Source organism: Streptomyces sp. NPDC002125 (assembly GCF_053593715.1).
The window spans coordinates 25,238-44,314 of record NZ_JBSFDD010000010.1; the positions used below are offsets into that span (position 1 = coordinate 25,238).

At 71.0% G+C, this 19,077-nt stretch carries 20 protein-coding genes; 10 read left to right on the forward strand and 10 right to left on the reverse strand.

Annotated elements, in window-relative coordinates; all coding sequences use genetic code 11:
• The first annotated feature begins 45 nt into the window (after window positions 1–45).
• Both ACWCQM_RS18865 and ACWCQM_RS18870 read left to right on the forward strand, forming a co-directional pair.
• The gene (locus ACWCQM_RS18865; protein ID WP_450916318.1) at window positions 46–987 is read left to right on the forward strand and encodes an ROK family glucokinase; all 942 of its coding nucleotides are present in this window, start codon (window positions 46–48) and stop codon (window positions 985–987) included.
• Window positions 988–1,060: 73 nt separating this feature from the next.
• Window positions 1,061–1,822, forward strand: coding sequence for an endonuclease/exonuclease/phosphatase family protein (locus ACWCQM_RS18870; protein ID WP_450916319.1), 762 nt, complete (start codon window positions 1,061–1,063; stop codon window positions 1,820–1,822).
• A gap of 385 nt (window positions 1,823–2,207) precedes the next feature.
• Here the strand turns inward: ACWCQM_RS18870 and ACWCQM_RS18875 are convergent, their stop codons facing one another.
• A complete protein-coding gene (locus ACWCQM_RS18875) occupies window positions 2,208–2,879 on the reverse strand; it encodes a hypothetical protein (protein ID WP_450916320.1) in 672 nt (223 codons plus the stop codon).
• Window positions 2,872–3,651, reverse strand: a complete 780-nt coding sequence (locus ACWCQM_RS18880; RefSeq protein WP_450916321.1) for an alpha/beta hydrolase — start codon at window positions 3,649–3,651, stop codon at window positions 2,872–2,874. Before ACWCQM_RS18880 ends, ACWCQM_RS18875 begins: the two co-directional genes overlap by 8 nt.
• Before the next feature lie 218 nt (window positions 3,652–3,869).
• Between ACWCQM_RS18880 and ACWCQM_RS18885 the strand changes: the two genes are divergently transcribed.
• The 5 genes from ACWCQM_RS18885 (at window position 3,870) to ACWCQM_RS18905 (ending at window position 8,892) form a co-directional block, all read left to right on the forward strand.
• Window positions 3,870–4,601 carry a lysophospholipid acyltransferase family protein gene (locus ACWCQM_RS18885; protein ID WP_073747659.1) on the forward strand — a complete coding sequence of 244 codons (732 nt, stop codon included), beginning with the start codon at window positions 3,870–3,872 and terminating at the stop codon, window positions 4,599–4,601.
• 60 nt (window positions 4,602–4,661) lie between these two features.
• Window positions 4,662–5,906 carry a MacS family sensor histidine kinase gene (macS, locus tag ACWCQM_RS18890; RefSeq protein WP_450916322.1) on the forward strand — a complete coding sequence of 415 codons (1,245 nt, stop codon included), beginning with the start codon at window positions 4,662–4,664 and terminating at the stop codon, window positions 5,904–5,906.
• The gene (locus ACWCQM_RS18895) at window positions 5,903–6,613 is read left to right on the forward strand and encodes a response regulator (RefSeq protein ID WP_450916323.1); all 711 of its coding nucleotides are present in this window, start codon (window positions 5,903–5,905) and stop codon (window positions 6,611–6,613) included. The genes macS and ACWCQM_RS18895 overlap by 4 nt, the downstream gene beginning before the upstream one ends.
• 114 nt (window positions 6,614–6,727) lie before the next feature.
• The gene (locus tag ACWCQM_RS18900) at window positions 6,728–7,765 is read left to right on the forward strand and encodes a 6-phosphofructokinase (protein WP_450916324.1); all 1,038 of its coding nucleotides are present in this window, start codon (window positions 6,728–6,730) and stop codon (window positions 7,763–7,765) included.
• Between the two features lie 122 nt (window positions 7,766–7,887).
• The gene (locus tag ACWCQM_RS18905; RefSeq protein WP_450916325.1) at window positions 7,888–8,892 is read left to right on the forward strand and encodes a 2-hydroxyacid dehydrogenase; all 1,005 of its coding nucleotides are present in this window, start codon (window positions 7,888–7,890) and stop codon (window positions 8,890–8,892) included.
• On the opposite strand, the gene ACWCQM_RS18910 is transcribed toward ACWCQM_RS18905, so the two are convergent.
• The 3 genes from ACWCQM_RS18910 to ACWCQM_RS18920 form a co-directional block, all read right to left on the reverse strand.
• Window positions 8,889–9,422: a hypothetical protein gene (locus tag ACWCQM_RS18910; RefSeq protein ID WP_450916326.1), complete on the reverse strand. Its 534-nt coding sequence runs from the start codon at window positions 9,420–9,422 to the stop codon at window positions 8,889–8,891. The two genes, ACWCQM_RS18905 and ACWCQM_RS18910, sit on opposite strands and share 4 nt — an antisense overlap.
• An 82-nt stretch (window positions 9,423–9,504) precedes the next feature.
• Window positions 9,505–11,391, reverse strand: coding sequence for an anthranilate synthase family protein (locus ACWCQM_RS18915; RefSeq protein ID WP_450916327.1), 1,887 nt, complete (start codon window positions 11,389–11,391; stop codon window positions 9,505–9,507).
• A gap of 97 nt (window positions 11,392–11,488) precedes the next feature.
• Window positions 11,489–11,605, reverse strand: coding sequence for a trp operon leader peptide (locus ACWCQM_RS18920; RefSeq protein WP_450916328.1), 117 nt, complete (start codon window positions 11,603–11,605; stop codon window positions 11,489–11,491).
• A gap of 43 nt (window positions 11,606–11,648) precedes the next feature.
• On the opposite strand from ACWCQM_RS18920, the gene ACWCQM_RS18925 reads away from it, so the two are divergent.
• Window positions 11,649–12,995 carry a class II 3-deoxy-7-phosphoheptulonate synthase gene (locus ACWCQM_RS18925; RefSeq protein WP_073748041.1) on the forward strand — a complete coding sequence of 449 codons (1,347 nt, stop codon included), beginning with the start codon at window positions 11,649–11,651 and terminating at the stop codon, window positions 12,993–12,995.
• Window positions 12,996–13,154: 159 nt separating this feature from the next.
• Window positions 13,155–13,424 carry a (2Fe-2S)-binding protein gene (locus ACWCQM_RS18930; protein WP_073747666.1) on the forward strand — a complete coding sequence of 90 codons (270 nt, stop codon included), beginning with the start codon at window positions 13,155–13,157 and terminating at the stop codon, window positions 13,422–13,424.
• Between the two features lie 36 nt (window positions 13,425–13,460).
• Here ACWCQM_RS18930 and bfr read toward each other — a convergent pair whose 3' ends face one another.
• Entirely contained in the window at window positions 13,461–13,940 is a 480-nt protein-coding gene (gene bfr / locus ACWCQM_RS18935) for a bacterioferritin (protein WP_007451289.1), read from the reverse strand.
• A gap of 154 nt (window positions 13,941–14,094) precedes the next feature.
• Between bfr and ACWCQM_RS18940 the strand changes: the two genes are divergently transcribed.
• On the forward strand, window positions 14,095–14,727 hold the full coding sequence (locus ACWCQM_RS18940; protein WP_267076192.1) for a sulfite oxidase-like oxidoreductase: 633 nt from the start codon (window positions 14,095–14,097) through the stop codon (window positions 14,725–14,727).
• Between the two features lie 18 nt (window positions 14,728–14,745).
• Here ACWCQM_RS18940 and ACWCQM_RS18945 read toward each other — a convergent pair whose 3' ends face one another.
• The 4 genes from ACWCQM_RS18945 to ACWCQM_RS18960 form a co-directional block, all read right to left on the reverse strand.
• Window positions 14,746–15,243: a DUF4396 domain-containing protein gene (locus ACWCQM_RS18945; protein ID WP_450916329.1), complete on the reverse strand. Its 498-nt coding sequence runs from the start codon at window positions 15,241–15,243 to the stop codon at window positions 14,746–14,748.
• 78 nt (window positions 15,244–15,321) lie between these two features.
• Window positions 15,322–16,179, reverse strand: a complete 858-nt coding sequence (locus ACWCQM_RS18950; protein WP_450916330.1) for a deoxyribonuclease IV — start codon at window positions 16,177–16,179, stop codon at window positions 15,322–15,324.
• Between the two features lie 21 nt (window positions 16,180–16,200).
• Window positions 16,201–18,123, reverse strand: a complete 1,923-nt coding sequence (gene pknB / locus ACWCQM_RS18955; RefSeq protein ID WP_450916331.1) for a Stk1 family PASTA domain-containing Ser/Thr kinase — start codon at window positions 18,121–18,123, stop codon at window positions 16,201–16,203.
• A 158-nt stretch (window positions 18,124–18,281) separates the two neighbouring features.
• On the reverse strand, window positions 18,282–19,076 hold the full coding sequence (locus ACWCQM_RS18960; RefSeq protein WP_450916332.1) for a thiazole synthase: 795 nt from the start codon (window positions 19,074–19,076) through the stop codon (window positions 18,282–18,284).
• Window position 19,077: the final 1 nt, after the last annotated feature.

A 19,077-nucleotide genomic window follows, 5' to 3' on the forward strand; every position in this document is an offset into this window, starting at 1 on the left:
GGGTACGGTTGGCCGTAGCGGGGCTCGACCGAAACTGAGGGATTCATGGGACTCACCATCGGCGTCGATATCGGCGGCACGAAGATCGCGGCTGGAGTGGTCGACGAAGAGGGCCGGATCCTCTCGACGTTCAAGGTATCGACCCCGCCGACGGCCGAAGGCATCGTGGACGCGATCAGCGCTGCCGTGGCCGGAGCGAGCGAGGGACACGACGTCGAGGCGGTCGGCATCGGCGCGGCCGGATATGTCGACGACAAGCGCGCCACCGTGCTGTTCGCACCGAACATCAACTGGCGCCACGAGCCGCTCAAGGACAAGGTCGAGCAGCGCGTCGGCCTTCCCGTCGTCGTCGAGAACGACGCCAACGCGGCGGCCTGGGGCGAATACCGCTTCGGCGCCGGCCAGGGCCACGACGACGTCATCTGCATCACGCTCGGCACCGGCCTGGGCGGCGGCATCATCATCGGCAACAAGCTGCGCCGGGGACGCTTCGGTGTGGCGGCGGAATTCGGTCATATCCGGGTCGTCCCGGACGGGCTGCTCTGCGGCTGCGGCAGCCAGGGCTGCTGGGAGCAGTACGCCTCAGGGCGCGCGCTCGTGAGGTACGCGAAGCAGCGCGCCAACGCCACCCCGGAGAACGCCGTGATCCTGCTGGGACTCGGCGACGGCTCCGTGGAGGGCATCGAGGGCAAGCACATCAGCGAGGCCGCCCGGCAGGGCTGCCCGGTGGCCGTCGACTCGTTCCGTGAGCTGGCCCGCTGGGCCGGAGCCGGACTGGCCGACCTCGCCTCGCTCTTCGACCCGTCCGCCTTCATCGTCGGCGGCGGCGTGTCGGACGAGGGCGAGCTGGTCCTCGACCCGATCCGCAAGTCGTTCCGGCGCTGGCTGATCGGCGGCGAATGGCGGCCGCACGCCCAGGTCCTCGCCGCCCAGCTGGGCGGCAAGGCCGGTCTCGTGGGCGCGGCGGACCTGGCGCGCCAGGGCTGACCTCCACCACGGCATGTCCGACGCCCGTCGCGCCCTCCGGGGAGCGGCGGGCGTCCGTCGTATCGTGCCTTCCATGGTCACCATGCCTATGCCGCTGCCCGACTCCCGTACCGAGCCGGACGGTTCGGCCGTCATCCGGGTGCTCAGCTACAACGTCCGCTCGCTGCGCGACGACACCGAGGCTCTGGCCCGCGTCATCAGCGCCTGCGCCCCCGACCTGGTGTGCGTCCAGGAGGCGCCGCGCTTCTTCCGCTGGCGCAAGGCGGCGGCCCGGCTCGCCGCGATGACCGACCTGGTGATGCTCAGCGGCGGTGCCACCGCGGCCGGGCCGATGCTGCTCTGCTCGCTGCGCGCCACGGTGGAGCGGACCGAGGACGTCCTGCTGCCGCTCACCCCTGGGCAGCACCGGCGCGGTCTGGCCACGGCGGTGGTACGGATCGCGGGGGCGCGGCTCGGTGTCGTGAGCTGCCATCTGAGCCTCCAGCGTGAGGAACGGCGGGCTCAGGCGGGGATGCTGCTGGACCGGGTCGAGGCGATGGGTGTCCGGCACGCCGTGGTGGCGGGCGACCTCAACGACGTACCGGAGGGGAACGCGTTCCGGCGGCTCGCCGGGCGGCTCCAGGACTGCCGGACGGTGCGGCCGTGGGGCGGCGAGAACACCTTCCCGCCCGACGCGCCGCGCAAGCGGATCGACGCGGTGTTCGCGACCGACGGCATCGAGGTGCTCGGCTGCGGCGTTCCCGCCGAGCTGCCGGGCATCACGGCCACCGACCTGCGGGCGGCCACGGACCACCTGCCCGTACTGGCCGCCCTGCGGGTACCGGCGGGGGAGTGAACGGCCGGGGGCGGCGGTCCGGTCCCGCCTCGTTCCGCCACGCGCCGGGCAGGACCCGGGCGCCGGGCAACCTGACGCCTGGCGGCGCCCGGCGTCCGGCGCCGGGCGGGGCTCCGGCGCCGGGCGGGGCTCCGGCGCCGGGCGGGGCTCCGGCGTCCGGCGGGGCTCCGGGGCCGGGCGGGGCGCCAGCATCCGGCGGGGCTCCAGGGCCGGGCGGGGCGCCAGCATCCGGCGGGGCGAGGGGGGCCCGGTGGAGCGAGGGGCTTGGCGGCCCGTGCGGCGCGCCCGGCAGAGCTCCGGTACTTGGGCAGGGCGCTGGCACCCGGGCAGGGCGAGGGGGCTGGGTGACCCTCCGTCCCTGCCCGGCTGCCGGGCCGTCCCGGGGTCAGACGACCGCGCCGCGGCCCGGGTCGTCGTCCTCTTCGTCGTCGTGGGGCATGCGTGCCACCAGCGTGGCGAAGCCGCCCAGGAAGCCGCCGATGGAGAGCGTGGTGAGCCACCACGTCATGTCCCACTGCATCAGCACGGCGATCAGCATCAGCACCGGTCCGCCGACGACCGCGAGCCAGGCGAACTTCGCCGCCACATCGGCCTCGGGAAGCGGCGGCGGCTCCGGCGGGACGAAGTGTCCCTCCTCGCTGTCGTCCGGGTCCTCGATGTCGCCCTCGGTGGGCTCCGCCAGGCCGTAGTCACGCGGACCGGCGACCCCCGGCGCGAAGACGACCGAACCGCCGAGCGGCTTCCTCTCCGGCGGTCCGCCGGACGCCTTGCCGCCCGTGCCCTTGTCCGGGTCCTCGCCCGCGCCGGAGTCGGGAGCGGGATCAAGGACATTGAGCTGGTCGTTCTCCAGCAGGGCCAGGTCCTCGATGGACTTGAAGGGCTTGGCCCCCGGCGGGTCCGGCGGCTCCTCGCCGTACCCCGCGACGATCGCCTCCCAGGCGGCGGCCTCGTCGATCGGCCGGGCCCCCTCCGTACCCTCGGGGACGGCCGTCCCCTCCGTGGGGCGCGGTTCGCGCTCCTCGTCACTGCCCGCGCGCTCCGCGTCGTGCTCAGCCACCGGACGTGCTCCCCTTCTTGCCGGCATCGGGTGCGAGGCGGCCGATGAACCGGAAGCTCTCGTCGAAGATCCGCTCCGCATCGTGGTCCAACGTCGCCACGTGGTAGCTCTGTTCCAACAGGATCTCCTCGACGTCCCGGGACGAGACGCGGCTGAGGATCCGGGCCGAGTCGGCCGGCGGGACGACATGGTCCCGCCGACTGTGCAGCAGCACGAGAGGCTGGGTCACCTGGGGAAGATCGGCGTCGACCAGCCGGAAGAACGCCCGGACCGAGTGCGCGGAGTGCAGCGGCACCCTGTCGTAGCCGACCTCCTCGGAGCCCTCCAGGGCGATGTCGCTCGTCAGCCCCTTCGTCGTCCGCACCAGATGACGGGCGACCGGCAGGGCGTACGCGGACAGGCCGTGCACCTTGTTCGCCGGATTCACCAGCACCAGGCCCGCGATCTCGTCCCCGTGCTTCGCGGCGAGGCGCAGCGCCAGGGCCCCCCCCATGGACAGGCCGAAGACGAAGACCCGCGAGCACCGCTCCCGCAGGGCCCGCAGCTCCCGGTCGACCTCGGCGTACCAGTCCTGCCAGCCGGTGACCGCCATGTCCTCCCAGCGCGTGCCGTGTCCGGGCAGCAGCGGGAGGGACACGGTGAGCCCGCGCTCCGCCAGATAGTCGGCCCAGGGGCGCAGCGACTGCGGCGAACCCGTGAATCCGTGACAGAGGAGGACGCCGACCTCTCCGCCCTCGTGGCGGAACGGCTCGGCTCCAGGGAGGACCGGCACCGGGGTCTCCTGTTCATGAAGCGGGCGGGGGTGCGGGGGGTGTGCAAAAGGATTACTTCACCGTACGCGACCGGGCCGACACCGACCAGGGCCGTCACCGCCCGACCGGACGTCAGCTGCCGGGTACGCCTGCGGGGGCCCGGCCTCCCGTGCCGGGCGGGAGGGGCCGCGGCGCCACAGGTTAAGGTCTGTCGGACAGCACACAGGAGGCACCCGAGTTGATCTACGGCGCAATGAAGTTCTCCATCGGCGGGTCCCTGAAGCTCGCCTTCAGGCCGTGGGTGGAGGGCCTGGAGAACATCCCCGCACGGGGGCCGGCGATCCTCGCGAGCAACCACCTCTCGTTCTCCGACTCCTTCTTCCTGCCGGCCGTCCTCGACCGCAAGGTGACCTTCATCGCCAAGGCGGAGTACTTCACCGCACCCGGGGTCAAGGGCAAGCTCACCGCCGCCTTCTTCAAGGGCGTGGGGCAGCTCCCGGTGGACCGCTCCGGTGCCCGGGGCGCCGGGGAGGCGGCCATCAGAGCGGGTATCCAGGTCGTCGAGAGCGGCGGGCTCTTCGGTATCTATCCCGAGGGCACCAGGTCGCCCGACGGAAGGCTCTACCGGGGCAAGCCCGGCGGCCTCGCCCGGGTGGCCCTCGCCACCGGCGCGCCCGTCATCCCGGTGGCCATGATCGACACGGAGAAGATCCAGCCCCCGGGACAGCTGGTGCCCAAGCTGATGCGCCCGGGCATCAGGATCGGCGAACCGCTCGACTTCAGCCGCTACCAGGGCATGGACGGCGACCGTTTCATCCTGCGCTCGGTGACCGACGAGGTCATGTACGAGATCATGAAGCTCTCGGGCCAGGAGTACGTGGACATCTACGCGACGGCGGCCAAGCGGCAGATCGCCGAGGACGCGAAGCTCGAAGCGAAGAACAAGGGAACGGAACGGCCCGGCGCGTAGACGCGCCATCGGCCCTCCGGGGCGGGCAGCATGGCAGGGGCGGGAACCGGGGGAGGGGACATGGCCGGGCGTGAACGGGTCGTGAGGATGTCGGTCGAGCAGCCGCTGTGGCGTGCGCTGACCGCGTACCGCGTGCTGACCCTGGTCTACGCGGCGCTGCTCGCGGGCTTCGGCCGCGCGACGTTCGAGCGGCCCTGGGTGGCCGTCGCCTTCCTGGCGTTCCTCGCCCTCTGGACGCTCGTCACGCTGCCCAGGGTGGCCAACGCGGCGAGCTGCACCAAGCGCTTCCTCGGCCTGGACCTCGTCGTCGCCCTCACCGGCATCCTGCTGACCCCGCTCGCCGACCTCGACGCCCAGCACATCGACGGCCCGACGCTCCCGTCGATCTGGACGGCGGGCTCCGTCCTGGCCTTCGCGCTCAAGGGCGGCTGGCGCTGGGCCGCCTTCGCCTCCACCCTGGTGGCCGCCGCCAACATCGTCGAGCGCGGCGAGCCCAGCGAGGACACCTTCCACAACGTCCTGCTGGTGTGGGTCGCTTCCATCGCCATCGGATACGTCGTCGAGGTCGCCCGCGCCAGTGAACGCACCCTGGCGCGCGCCCTGGAGATCGAGGCGGCGACCCGCGAGCGGGAGCGGCTGGCCCGCGACATCCACGACAGCGTCCTCCAGGTACTGGCCATGGTCCAGCGACGCGGCACGGCACTGGGCGGCGAGGCGGCCGAACTCGGCCGGATGGCCGGGGAACAGGAGATCGCCCTGCGCACCCTGGTCTCCAGCGGCCTGGTGCCCACGACCCGGGTCTCCGAGGACAGCGCCGAGGGAGCGGTGGTCCGGGTGGTGGCCGGCGAGAGCGGCGAGGCCGACGAGAACACCGAGGACGCCGAGGACGCCGAGTGCGATCTGCGCACCCTGCTCGCCGTTCACGCCGGCTCCCGGGTCAGCTTCGCGGAGCCGGGCGCCCCGGTGCTGCTCCCGGCGGGCGCCGCGCGTGAGCTCGCCGCCGCGGTGAGTGCCGCGCTGGACAACGTACGGGTCCACGCCGGGACGGACGCCCAGGCCTGGATCCTGGTCGAGGACGAGCCCGACGCGGTCGTCGTCACTGTCCGGGACGACGGCCCCGGCATCCCGGAAGGGCGGCTGGACCAGGCGGAGGGCGAGGGCCGGCTCGGCGTCGCCCTCTCCATCCGCGGCCGGCTGCGCGATCTGGGCGGTACGGCAGAGCTGATCTCGGTGCCCGGGCAGGGCACCGAGGTCGAGTTGAAGGTTCCGAAGGTTTCACGGGGGAAGGCAGGATCGGCCCGATGAGTACACCGAACACGCAGGCATCCGAGAACACGCAGGCATCCGAGGAACGGCCCATCAAGGTGATGGTGGTCGACGACCACCCGATGTGGCGCGACGCCGTCGCCCGCGACCTGGCCGAGTCCGGTTTCGACGTCGTCGCGACCGCCGGTGACGGTCCGGGCGCCGTGCGACGGGCCAGGGCCGCGGCCCCGGACGTCCTGGTGCTCGACCTGAACCTGCCGGGGATGCCCGGAGTCCAGGTCTGCAAGGAGCTCGTCGGTTCCAACCCGGGGCTGCGGGTGCTGGTGCTCTCCGCCAGTGGTGAGCACGCCGACGTCCTGGAGGCCGTGAAGTCGGGAGCCACCGGCTACCTGCTCAAGTCCGCCAGCACCCAGGAGCTGACCGACGCCGTGCGGGCCACCGCGGCGGGCGACCCGGTCTTCACGCCGGGTCTGGCCGGACTGGTCCTCGGCGAATACCGCAGGCTCGCCTCCGACCCCGCCCCCGCGGCCCCCGACCGTCCGAAGGTCCCGCAGCTCACGGACCGCGAGACGGAGGTCCTGCGGCTGGTCGCCAAGGGGCTCTCGTACAAGCAGATCGCCGAGCGCCTGGTCATCTCCCACCGCACGGTGCAGAACCACGTCCAGAACACCCTGGGCAAGCTCCAGCTGCACAACAGGGTGGAGCTCGTCCGGTACGCGATCGAGGCCGGCCTCGACGACGTGTGACGGGACAACCGCCGCGAACCGCCGCGGAATTGACCGTACGACCCATCCCGGAGTGACCTGGGTCACCATTAGCGTGGCCCGTAGCGAGCTCACTTCGGCGAAGGGATGCTTCCAATGCGGGTCGGAGTACTGACCGGGGGCGGCGACTGCCCCGGTCTCAACGCGGTCATCCGCGCCATCGTCCGCAAGGGCGTGCAGGAGTACGGCTACGACTTCACCGGCTTCCGGGACGGATGGCGCGGGCCCCTGGAGGGCGAGACCGTGCCGCTGTCCATACCGGCGGTGCGCGGCATCCTGCCGCGCGGCGGCACCATCCTCGGCTCCTCCCGGACCAACCCCTTCGACCCCGAGTACGCCGGCCAGGGCGTCCGCCGGATCAGGGAGAGCCTCGTCAAGCACGAGGTCGACTCCCTGATCACGATCGGCGGTGAGGACACGCTCGGTGTCGCGGCGAGGCTGTCCGACGAGTACGGCATCAAGTGCGTCGGCGTTCCCAAGACCATCGACAACGACCTCTCGGCGACCGACTACACCTTCGGCTTCGACACGGCCGTCGGCATCGCGACCGAGGCCATCGACCGGCTCCACACCACGGCCGAATCCCATATGAGGGTCCTCGTCGTGGAGGTGATGGGGCGGCACGCCGGGTGGATCGCGCTCCACTCCGGACTGGCCGGCGGGGCCAACGTCATCCTCATCCCGGAGCAGCGCTTCGACACCGACCAGGTCTGCGAATGGGTCACCTCCCGCTTCAGGGCGAGCTACGCGCCGATCGTGGTGGTCGCCGAGGGTGCGGCGCCCGCGCACGGCGAGATGATCCTCAAGGACGACTCCCACGACTCGTTCGGTCATGTCAGGCTCTCCGGTGTCGGTGAATGGCTGGCCAAGGAGATAGAGCGGCGCACGGGCAAGGAAGCCAGGACCACGGTCCTCGGCCATGTCCAGCGGGGCGGCACGCCGAGCGCCTTCGACCGCTGGCTCGCCACCCGCTTCGGGCTGCACGCCATCGACGCCGTCCACGAAGGCGACTTCGGCGTCATGGTCGCGCTTCAAGGAACGGACATCACGCGGGTGCCCATCGCCGAGGCGACGGCCCGCCTCAAGACGGTGGACCCCGCTCTCTACGCGGAAGCGGGGGTCTTCTTCGGCTGAGCCCCGCGCTCGGCAGGGCTGAGCCCCGCCGCCCGGCCGACCCGTCCGGCCGAGCGGCGTGCGGCGGGTGCGGGCCGTATATTTCGCGGGGACCGGCCCCACCCCTCCACCTGGGAGACGTCGTGGAAATCCTGGCATTCGGCGTGCAGTCCGACGAGAAGCCCCTGATCGAGAAGGCCTTCGCCGGCCTGCACGACGTCCGCTGCCTGGACGTCTTCCTGACCGCGGACACCGCTCCCATCGCCGCGGGCTACGAGATCATCTCCACCAGCGTCAACGCCGACCTCGGCGGTCCCGTCCTGCAGACCCTCGCGGCGGGCGGGACGCAGATGATCGCCCAGCGCTCCACCGGCTTCAACAACATCGATCTCGACGTCGCCGAACGGCTCGCCCTGCGCGTCGCCCGGGTGTCGTACTACTCCCCCTACTCGGTCGCGGAATTCGCCTGGACCCTGGCCATGGCCGTCAACCGCCGCATCGTCCGCGCGGTGAGCCGCACCCGGGACTTCGACTTCCGGCTCGACGGACTCCTCGGGCGGGACATGCACGGCCGCACGGCCGGTGTGGTGGGCACCGGGAAGATCGGCGAGGCGTTCACCCGGATCGCGCACGGATTCGGCATGAATCTCCTCGGCTGGGATGTCGCCGAGAACCCCGCCTGCACCGCGCTCGGCATGACCTATGTCGACAAGGAGCAGCTCTTCGCCGAGGCCGACCTGATCAGCCTCCACGTGCCGCTGCTGCCGGCCACCGAGCACATCATCGGCAAGGAGGCACTGTCCCTGATGAAGGACGACGCGATCCTCGTCAATTCCAGCCGCGGCGGACTTATCGACACCCACGCACTCGTCACCGAACTGCGGGCCGGCCGTTTCACCGGTGTCGGGCTCGATGTGTACGAGGCGGAGGCGGGGCTCTTCTACATGGACAAGTCCGTGGAAGGCATCGACGACGACACCCTCGCCAGGCTTGTCACCTTTCCCAACGTCATCGTGACCTCGCACCAGGCGTACTACACGCGGGACGCCGTGGGGCAGATCATCGAAGCCACCGTGCGGAACGTCACCGACTACCTGGCGGGACGCCGCAGCGACAACGTCCTCGTCCCCGCCCTCCCCACGCCTTAGCCCGCCGCGTCGCCCGCGTGTTCCTTCAGGAACGCGCCCGCGTAGGCGGCGGCCTCCTCCTTCGTGCCGCAGTGGAGAGCGCCGTCCGCCGCGCCCCGCGTGCCGTCCGCACCCTGCCCCGTCCACCGCCAGCCACCGGACGACGGCTCCCGGAAGAGCTCGGCCGTGCCCCCGAACAGCTCGACCCTGCCCGGCTCGGCCCCCGCGGCCGGTCTGCTCACCGCATCGGGCCACTTCTTGCGGGCGCCCTGCCGGGTTATGCCCCAGGCCGCCCCCAGCTGTTCGTAACTCGCCCCGTAGGAGCCGGCGGTCCGCGCGGCCTGTTCCGTCAGCCGCGCGACCGCCGAGTCCACCACCTTCCAGCCCTCGAGGACCGACAGCGACACCTCGATCGGGTCCGCCGCCCACATCCGGTCCTCGGGGAGCCCTGAACTCCGGGCGCGCAAGGCCGACGCGAGCGGGTCCAGGGCGTCGCAGAGGGACTTCTCGAGTGCGGTCAGTTCCGTGTGTGTAACCTCGCTCCGTGTCATGACGACAACTTTAGTTACCGCACCCACGAACGGCAACCAAAGTTGTCAACTGGCATATGCCAATCCAGGTCGTCCCCGGCTCTCAGCTGAGCACCGGCAGCGCCGCCAGCAGCTCGGTCACGATCGTCGCGCCGCGCAGGGTCAGCACCGACTCCGGGTGGAACTGCACCGAGGCGAAGCCCTCGCCCCGCAGTGCGTGAAGCTCGCCGGAGGCGGCCTCCCGGCTCACCTCGATGCCGTGCGCACCCAGCTCGGCGGCCGCGGCGTCGTCGCAACGCGCGGTGAAGCTGTTGTAGAACCCGACGGTCTCGGGCCTGCCGAACAGATCGATCCGGGTCTGCGCCCCCTGGTACGGCACCGCCTTCCGCACGATCTCGAGGCCCAGCTCCGCCGCGATCAGCTCATGACCGAGGCAGACGCCCAGCAGCCCGTGCCGGTGCTCCCGCACGAGCTCGGCGGCCAGCTCCCTCAGCAGGCGCATCTTCGGGTCCGAGGCGTCCCCGGGATCGCCGGGACCGGGCCCCAGCACCACGGGGCCCTCGTGCGCCCGCACGGTCTCGCGCAGTCCCGGCTCGTCGTAGCGGTGCACCGACACGGTGAGGCCCGAGGAGCGCAGCAGATGCGCCAGCATCGCCGTGAAGGTGTCCTCGCCGTCCACCACCAGCGCATGGCCGGACAGGTCCCGTGTGCGCTCCTGCATCCGCAGCCAGAAGGGGGCGAGCCCACCGCGCCGGTCGTCCAGGGCCGCCTGCACCCGCGGATCGGAGGCCAGCCGCGGACGGCTCGCCTCCGCCTCCGGCCTGCCGGGCCGGACGCCCAGCGCGGTGAGCACCCCCGCCGCCTTCGCATGGGTCTCGGCGACCTCGCCCGCCGGGTCGGAGTGGCGTACGAGCGTCGCCCCGACCGGCACGCTCAGCCGGCCCGCGGCCGAGATGTCCGCCGTGCGGATCAGGATCGGCGAGTCCAGGGTCTGAGAGCCGCCGGGCTCCTGGCGCAGCAGGGCCAGGGCGCCCGCGTAGTAGCCGCGGCCTCCCGGCTCGTACCGCTCGATCACCCGGCAGGCGTTCTGCACGGGGGAGCCGGTGACCGTCGCCGCGAACATGGTCTCCTTCAGGACCTCCCGCACATCCAGCGAGGAACGCCCGCGCAACTCGTACTCCGTGTGCGCGAGGTGGGCCATCTCCTTCAGCCGGGGCCCGATGACCACGCCGCCCATGTCCCCGACGGTGCACATCATCTTCAGCTCCTCGTCGACCACCATGGAGAGCTCCTCCGTCTCCTTGCGGTCCCCGAGGAAGGCGAGCAGGCTCTCGGCGGTCGGCCCCTGGTCCGGGTAGCGGTAGGTCCCGCTGATCGGGTTCATCACGACCGTCCCGCCGGACATCCGCACATGCACCTCGGGGCTGGCGCCGACCAGGGTCCGCTCCCCGGTGTGCACCACGAACGTCCAGTACGCCCCGCGCTCACCGGCCAGCAGCCGGCGGAACAGCGCCAGCGCGTCGGCACGGCCGAAGCCGGGGATCTCACCGCCGAAGGTCCGCCGGATCACGAAGTTCGCGCCCTCGCCCTGCCCGATCTCGTCCTCGATGACCCGCCGGACGATGTCCGCGTACTCCTCGTCGGGAACGTCGAAGGCGCCGCCCTCGACCCGCACGTCATGGCCGGGCAGCTGTGCGAGCACCTCGGCCAGCGGCAGTTCGTACGCCTCGTCGGCGACCAGCACGGCCAGCGGGGTGCCGTCGTCGCGCACGTCGAAACCACGCTCGGCGATCTGCCGGAACGGCACCAGGGCCAGTGTGGGCAGCGGGCCGACAGGGATGCCGGCGAGCTGTTCGACCTCCCGCACCTCGCCGGTCAGGACCTCGACGGTGTCGTGGTCCCGGCCCGGCGTACGTCTGCGCAGCAGGGCGAAAGGCGGGGCGTCGTCCCTGAGCAGGGCGGAGAGGAGGTCGACGGAGCGGTCGGGCATGGGCGTTCCTTCCTGATGGAGGAACGGCTCCCGGCTCCGAAACGCAGAGAAGGCCGCCCCCCCGGGCGGCCTTCGCGAAGTCTGTACGCGCGATGATTCAGCGGGCCGCCGGATGAGCGGTCCACCACCAGTTCTGGGTCGTCTGCGCGAACATGCCACGAACCATAGCGGATGCCGCGGACAAACGAGCGCGCGTCTCAATTGTTGAGCGCATGGATGGACGCGCCCCGCGACCCCGTAATGTTGTGAAGGTGACCGTGAACGCCAATACCTCCGTCGCCGGTGGCCACACCTGGCGAGACCTTCCCGCGGCGCAGCAGCCCGAGTACCCCGATGCCGAGGCCCTGCGCGAAGCACTCGCGGACCTCGAGTCGTATCCGCCGCTCGTCTTCGCGGGCGAGTGCGACCAGCTGCGCGCCCGACTGGGAGCCGTCGCCAAGGGCGAGGCGTTCCTGTTGCAGGGCGGCGACTGCGCCGAGGCCTTCGACGCCGTGTCGGCCGAGCACATCCGGGCCAAGCTGAAGACGCTGCTCCAGATGAGCGCCGTCCTCACGTACGCGGCGTCCGTGCCGGTCGTGAAGATCGGCCGGATCGCGGGGCAGTACTCCAAGCCGCGCTCCAAGCCGACCGAGACCCGCGACGGCGTGACGCTGCCGACCTACCGCGGCGACTCCGTCAACGGCTTCGAATTCACCGAGGCCGCCCGAGTCCCGGACCCCCAGCGGCTGAAGCAGATGTACCACGCGTCCGCCTCCACGCTGAACCTGGTCCGCGCGTTCACCACCGGTGGTTACGCCGACCTGCGCCAGGTGCACGCCTGGAACCAGGACTTCGTGAAGTCCTCGCCGTCCGGGCAGCGTTACGAGGCCCTGGCCCGTGAGATCGACAACGCGCTGAACTTCATGAAGGCGTGCGGCACGGACCCGGCGGAGTTCAAGGCCGTCGAGTTCTACGCCTCGCACGAGGCGCTGCTGCTCGACTACGAGTCCTCGCTGACCCGCACCGACTCGCGCACCGGTCAGCTCTACGACACCTCGGGCCACATGGTCTGGGTCGGTGAGCGCACCCGCCAGATGGACGGGGCGCACATCGAGTTCGCCTCGAAGATCCGCAACCCCATCGGGATCAAGCTCGGCCCGACGACCACCGTCGACGAGGCGCTCGGCTACATCGACCGCCTCGACCCCGAGCGCGAGCCGGGACGGCTGACCTTCATCGTCCGCATGGGCGCCGACAAGGTCCGCGACAAGCTCCCCGAGCTGGTCGAGAAGGTCACCGCCTCCGGTGCCGCCGTGGTGTGGGTGACCGACCCGATGCACGGCAACACCTTCGAGGCGGCCTCCGGCCACAAGACGCGCCGCTTCGACGACGTCCTGGACGAGGTCAAGGGCTTCTTCGAGGTGCACAAGCAGCTCGGGACGCACCCCGGTGGCATCCACGTCGAGCTCACCGGCGACGACGTCACCGAGTGCGTCGGCGGCGGCCACGAGATCTTCGTGGACGATCTGCACCAGCGCTACGAGACGGCCTGCGACCCGCGGCTCAACCGCAGCCAGTCCCTGGACCTGGCCTTCCTCGTCGCCGAGATGTACCGCGACCAGTAGGAATCACTCCTGGTTACACCTGTGGGGCACGGATCCATGTGATCCGTGCCCCACGGTCGTACCGGGGCTTTTGCGGGAGAGGCCTCCCGGGTAAGGTTAGGTTAGCCTCACCGAGATATCGGGACGGCGCAGCGATCGACCCGTCGGGAGGTGAACCGCATGTACGTCTGCTCCTGCTTCGGCATCACCGAGGACCAGGTCAAGCAGCATGCGGACGGCGGAGCGTGCACACCCCGCCAGATCGCTTCCGCCTGCAAGGCCGGTACCGACTGCGGCGGCTGCGTCCGCAGGATCCAGGCGCTTCTGGGCCGCGGTGACTGTCCGCGCCGCGAGCTCCTCGAAGGACGTACGGCGTCGACGGGCGCCCCGGCAGGTGCGCCCGTCACCTTCGGCGCGGCACCGGACGGCAGGCTCTCCGACGCCGCCTGAGCGCCCCGCGAGCGCTCCCGTAGTGCCGTTGCCGGATCAGCTCTCCGGCTGCTCGATGAGCTGGGCGATGTAGAGGGGCTCACCGAGCTTCTCGACCAGTTCCAGCTGGGTGTCGAGATAGTCGATGTGGTGCTCCTCGTCCTCCAGGATGGACTCGAAGATGTTCGCCGAGGTGATGTCGCCCTTGCCGCGCATGACCTCGATTCCCCGCTTGAGGCGGTCGATCGCCTCCACCTCGACCTGGCGGTCGGCCTGGAACATCTCGGTGACCGTCTGGCCGACGCGCACATGGAACAGCCGCTGATAGTTGGGCAGTCCGTCGAGGAACAGGATCCGGTCGGTCAGGATCTCCGCGTGCTTCATCTCGTCGAACGATTCGGCCCGGGTGTACTTCGCGAGCTTCGTCCAGCCGAAGTTGTCCTGCATCTTCGCGTGCAGGAAGTACTGATTGATGGCAGTCAATTCGGCGGTCAGCTGTTCGTTCAGGAACTCGAGGACCTCGGGGTCGCCCTGCATCGCAGAGGCTCCTTCCACCGGTGAACTGGGTATGTGTGCGCGCATCCTCGCATCGCGCCACGCGGCCGTCCAGTAAGTGCATGCTTAGTATGAGTTGCCCGAATCGACTCTCCCCTGGTCATGACCACCCCTGCCTGTCTGTCACCATGGAGGCATGGGTCAGCCGGAAAGCCGGGAACGCGGCACAGCAGAGCAGTCCGGGCTTCCACCGGGTCAGCGGCTGCAACGCGGCTGGCCGGTCACCCATTACGGGCCGGTGCCCAAGTTCAAGCCGGACCGCTGGGAGTTCCGGGTCTTCGGAGCGACGGCCGACGGTGACAAGCACTGCTGGAATCACCAGGAATTCTCGGCGCTGCCCTTCTCGTCCGTCGTGGCGGACCTCCACTGCGTGACGAAATTCAGCATGCTGGGCGCCGAATGGGGTGGAATCCTGGCCCGCGAGATCGTGGAACTGGCGCCGCCCTCGCCCCATGTCACGCACGTGATGGTCTGGGCCGAATACGGATTCAGCTCGAATCTGCGACTGGACGACTTCGCGTCGGACCGGACGCTGTTCGCCACCCATAAGGACGGCGAACTGCTCACCGCGGAACACGGATTCCCGCTGCGTCTGATCGTGCCGCATCTGTATGCCTGGAAGGGCCCGAAATGGGTCCGGGGCATCGAGTACATGACCGCCGACCGCAGGGGCTTCTGGGAGGAGCGGGGCTACCACAACATCGGCGACCCCTGGAGCGAGCAGCGCTACTCCTACCAGGAGGAGCCCGGGGACGGCCCCGAGCTCTGACGCTCCCGTGCCGGCCGGTCAGTGGTGGGTGTGCACCACGGCGTGCCCCTTGCCGCGGCCGATCATCCACTTGTTGACCGGTGTCGTGACGACGAAGGCCGCCACCAGTGCGAGGGCCAGGACGCTCCAGAACTTCGCGTCCCCGAGGCCGGCGTCCATGGCTCCGGGCCAGAGCGCGATCACCGAGTTGTCGATGAGCTCCATCACGGCGATCGACACGGTGTCGGCGGCCAGCGCGATCCGGACGGCCGTGCGGAGACCGACGCCGGCGCCCAGCACCGAGCGCAGGGTCAGCGCGTAGCCGAAGAAGAACGCCAGGACGATCGCGAGTACCAGGGTCTGGACGTTGCCCCAGCCGAGCGCGGTGCCGATCGCCATCCCGAGGACCTCGCCGATCGCGCAGCCGGTGAGGCAGTGCAGGGTCGCGCGTGCGGCCATGCTCCAGCTCGCGCCGCCGCCATGGTTGTGGTGGGTGCCATGGTGCCCCTGGTGCGTGCCGTGCGCCTCGTGCTGCATGAGAAGCCCCCAGAGCCGGGTCGAGGTTCCTGGTGATCCATGGAACCCATATACCCCCCGGGGTATTCCTGCTCGTCGTCAGCGGGTTCCTCGGAGTTCCTTCAGCCGTGCCACGTCCGCCGCATGGCCCTCCTTGCCGCCAGGAGTCTCGATGATCAGGGGAACGCCCTCGGTCGCCGGGTGCGCGAGCAGTTCGCGGAACGGCTCGGCGCCGATGTGGCCCGCCCCGATGTTCTCGTGCCGGTCCTTGTGCGCCCCCACCACGTCCTTGGAGTCATTGGCGTGGATCAGCTTCAGCCGGCCCTCGCCGACCGTGCCGACCAGCAGGTCGAGGGTCTGCCGCATCCCCGCGGGGCCGGTCAGGTCGTGCCCCGCCGCGTAGATGTGGCAGGTGTCCAGACAGACGCCCAGCTTCGGGTGGGAGTCCAGCGCCTCGAAGTACGGCCCGAAGTCCCACGTCCGTGAACAGAGCGAGGAGCCCTGCCCCGCGGTCGACTCCAGAAGCAGGAACGGATCGTCGTCACGGGTCAGCTCGTCCAGCAGCGGGAGCATGTGCGTCCGCACCTGGGCGAGGGCCTCCTCGCGAGGCCGCCCGCCGGTCGCCGACCCGGTGTGCACCACCACACCCAGTGCGCCGATCTCCCTGGCCCGGCGCAGCGAGTGGCGCAGCGACAGGACGGACCGCTCGACGGTGGCCTCGGTGTGCGAGCCGAAGTTGATCAGATACGGAGCGTGGACGTACGCGGGAATCGACTCGGCGGCGCACTCCGAGCGGAACAGCTCGTCCTGCGCCGGATTCCCGGGAGGAGTCGCCCAGCCGCGCGGATTGGCCACGAAGACCTGAACGGTCTCCGCCGCCAGCTCGCGGGCGTAGCCGAGGCCGACCTTGGCGAGTCCGCCGGCCACAGGAACGTGTCCGCCTATGGGGTTGCGCATGTGCTGCCAGTCCTCGGTGATCTAAAGAGCCTTGGTCCTGATGGTGATCGTGGAGCCTTCGGCGGCCTTCTCCCCGCCCTCGACCGACTGCTTCCCGATCGTGTCGCTGAACGAGAGGAGCGGACGGTCGACCTCGACCTCGAACCCCGCGTCCTCCAGTGTGCTCCGGGCCTCGTCGACGTCCATCCCCGTGACATCGGGGACTTCCAGCATGCGCGGGCCCTTGGAGACCGTCAGCTCCACGGTGTCGCCCTCGGCGGCCTCCGCACCGCTGCCGGGGGCCTGCCGGGCGATGTCGCCGTCGGCCTCCGGGGAGTTGACGCGCTCGGGCAGCACCTTCGCCTTGAGCCCCGCCTCCTGGAGTGCGGCGGTGGCGTCCTCGGTGCCCATGCCCGTGACGTCCGGTACGTCGACGGGGCTGCCCTTGCTGACGACCAGGGCGACCGCCGAGTCCGGGTGGCGCTCGGTGCCCATGGCCGGATCCGTACGGATCACCTCGCCGCGGGCGATGTCCTCGCTGAACTCCCGGGTCACCATCCCGGGGGCCAGCCCGGTCTTCTTCAGCTCGCGCCGGGCGTCGCCGAGCGAGAGGCCCTCCACATCGGGGACCTTCACGATCTCGGGACCGCGCGAGACCACAAGCTTCACTGCGTCGTTCTTCCGGATGCGCTCACCCGAGCCGGGGTCACTGCTGATCACCGTGCCGCGCTTCACCGTGTCGCTGTAGGCGCGGTCGACGCCCTTCATGTCCAGACCGGCGTCCGAGAGGCGCTTCTCCGCGGCGCTCTGGGTCTGGCCCAGCAGCGAGGGGACCCGGGTGAACTGGCCCGAGTTGATGTACCAGACACCCGCACTGGTCCCCAGCACCAGCAGCACGGCGACCAGCGCCGCGTATATCCCGCGACGGCCGCCACCCGCGAAGGGCCTGCGGCGGACTCCGCCCTGCCGGGGCGGCAGAGCGGCGGGCATCTCCAGCCGACTGGTGTGATGAGCGGTGCCCTGGCCTGCGGGGATCACTCGGGGGATCACGCTCGTACGGTCCTCGGCGGCGTCGTGCGCCTCCGCGAGGGCCTGCGGGGGCACCGCGTCGAGCTGCTGCTCGCTGAGCGCGCTCCGGGCCTCCCGGGACAGGGCGAGGAGGGCCACCGCGTCGTGCGGACGCACCTCGGGATTGCGGGCGGTGGCCGTCGCGACCAGCTCGTCCAGCCCGACGGCCAGACCGGGAACGGCGGCGGACGGGGGTGGGACGTCCTCGTTGAGGTGCTGGTAGATGACCTGGGCCGCGTTGTCGCCGGTGTGCGGTTTGCCGCCGGTGAGCATCTCGTACAGCACGACACCGCAGGCGTACACGTCGGACCGGGTGTCGGCGGTGCCCTGCTCGATCTGCTCGGGGGCGAGGTAGGAGACCGTCCCGAGGAGCGAGCCGGTGGTGTCCGTGGCGGTGCCCACGGCGCGCACGAGACCGAAGTCGGCGACCTTCACCCGGCCGTCGTCCCCTATGAGGACGTTCTCCGGCTTCATGTCGCGGTGGACGAAGCCGGCGCGGTGAGCGGCGCCGAGCGCGGCGAGGACCGGCTCCAGGATGTCCAGCGCGGCCCGGGGCTGCAGGGCGCCGCGCTCGCGCAGCACGTCACGCAGGGTGCACCCCGCGACGTACTCCATCGCCAGGTAGACGTACGCCCCCTGGGCGCCCTGGTCGAAGACCCCCACCACATTGGGATGGGCGAGCCGGGCGACGGACTTCGCCTCGCGGATGAAGCGCTCGACGAACGAGGCGTCCGTCGCCAGCGCCGGGTGCATCACCTTGAGGGCGAGCACACGGTCGAGCCGGGTGTCCATGGCCCGGTAGACCGTGGCCATACCGCCGACGGCGATGCGCGCGTCGATGCGATAGCGGCCGTCGAGCAGCTGCCCGACAAGCGGGTCCTGAAGGGTCGTGTCCACGGGGCGAGTCTACGAGCTGCCACCGACACGGCGGGTCGGCCCGGGACTCCCCGGGGCCGTTCTGGAGCCGAGCCGTGACAGGGGCATGCACGTGTCGTGACCAGGAGGGGTTCCCCGGGGAGCGGGCCTCGGAAGGCCGGGCGCTCGGGATCCGGGCCTCAGAAGGCCGGGCGCTCGGGATCCAGCGCCGCGCGGCCCTCCGCCGGCGAGGACGCCTGTGCGAAATGGCGGCGCGGGATGCGCCCCGCCCGGTACGCCAGGCGCCCGCCGTCCACCGCGTGCCGCATCGCGGCGGCCATCAGCTCCGGCTCCTGCGCCCGGGTCACCGCCGAGGCGAGCATCACAGCGGCGCACCCCAGCTCCATCGCCAGCGCCGCGTCCGACGCGGTCCCCGCCCCGGCGTCCAGGATCACCGGGACCTCGGACTGCTCGACGATCAGCTGGAAGTTGTGCGGGTTGCGGATGCCCAGGCCGGAACCGATGGGGGAGCCGAGCGGCATGACCGCCGCGCACCCCACGTCCTGGAGCTTGCGGGCCAGGACCGGGTCGTCGTTGGTGTACGGCAGGACCGTGAAACCGTCGTCGACCAGGATCTCCGCGGCGTCCAGCAGCTCGATCGGGTCGGGCAGCAGGGTCCGCTCGTCGGCCACGACCTCCAGTTTGATCCAGTCGGTGCCCAGCGCCTCCCTCGCCAGCCGGGCGGTCAGCACCGCCTCCCCAGCGGTGAAACAGCCCGCGGTGTTCGGCAGGACCCGGATGGAGAGGCGCTCCAGGACGGAGAGCACCGAACCCCGCACGGTCGGGTCGAGCCGCCGCATCGCGACGGTGGTCAGCTCGGTGCCGGAGGCGATCAGGGAGCGTTCCAGCACGTCGAGGCTGGGTGCCCCGCCGGTGCCCATGATCAGCCGCGAGGAGAAGGAGGCGGGGCCGAGAGCGAAGAGGTCGTCGGACATG

Excerpts from the sequence above, each read along its gene's own strand:
- ACWCQM_RS18865 (WP_450916318.1), top strand. The coding sequence starts at position 46 with ATGGGACTCACCATCGGCGTCGATATCGGCGGCACGAAGATCGCGGCT.
- ACWCQM_RS18870 (WP_450916319.1), top strand. The coding sequence starts at position 1,061 with ATGGTCACCATGCCTATGCCGCTGCCCGACTCCCGTACCGAGCCGGAC.
- macS (WP_450916322.1), top strand. The coding sequence starts at position 4,662 with ATGGCCGGGCGTGAACGGGTCGTGAGGATGTCGGTCGAGCAGCCGCTG.
- ACWCQM_RS18895 (WP_450916323.1), top strand. The coding sequence starts at position 5,903 with ATGAGTACACCGAACACGCAGGCATCCGAGAACACGCAGGCATCCGAG.
- ACWCQM_RS18900 (WP_450916324.1), top strand. The coding sequence starts at position 6,728 with ATGCGGGTCGGAGTACTGACCGGGGGCGGCGACTGCCCCGGTCTCAAC.
- ACWCQM_RS18910 (WP_450916326.1), bottom strand. The coding sequence starts at position 9,422 with ATGACACGGAGCGAGGTTACACACACGGAACTGACCGCACTCGAGAAG.
- ACWCQM_RS18915 (WP_450916327.1), bottom strand. The coding sequence starts at position 11,391 with ATGCCCGACCGCTCCGTCGACCTCCTCTCCGCCCTGCTCAGGGACGAC.
- ACWCQM_RS18920 (WP_450916328.1), bottom strand. The coding sequence starts at position 11,605 with ATGCGCTCAACAATTGAGACGCGCGCTCGTTTGTCCGCGGCATCCGCT.
- ACWCQM_RS18930 (WP_073747666.1), top strand. The coding sequence starts at position 13,155 with ATGTACGTCTGCTCCTGCTTCGGCATCACCGAGGACCAGGTCAAGCAG.
- bfr (WP_007451289.1), bottom strand. The coding sequence starts at position 13,940 with ATGCAGGGCGACCCCGAGGTCCTCGAGTTCCTGAACGAACAGCTGACC.
- ACWCQM_RS18940 (WP_267076192.1), top strand. The coding sequence starts at position 14,095 with ATGGGTCAGCCGGAAAGCCGGGAACGCGGCACAGCAGAGCAGTCCGGG.
- ACWCQM_RS18945 (WP_450916329.1), bottom strand. The coding sequence starts at position 15,243 with ATGCAGCACGAGGCGCACGGCACGCACCAGGGGCACCATGGCACCCAC.
- ACWCQM_RS18950 (WP_450916330.1), bottom strand. The coding sequence starts at position 16,179 with ATGCGCAACCCCATAGGCGGACACGTTCCTGTGGCCGGCGGACTCGCC.
- ACWCQM_RS18960 (WP_450916332.1), bottom strand. The coding sequence starts at position 19,076 with ATGTCCGACGACCTCTTCGCTCTCGGCCCCGCCTCCTTCTCCTCGCGG.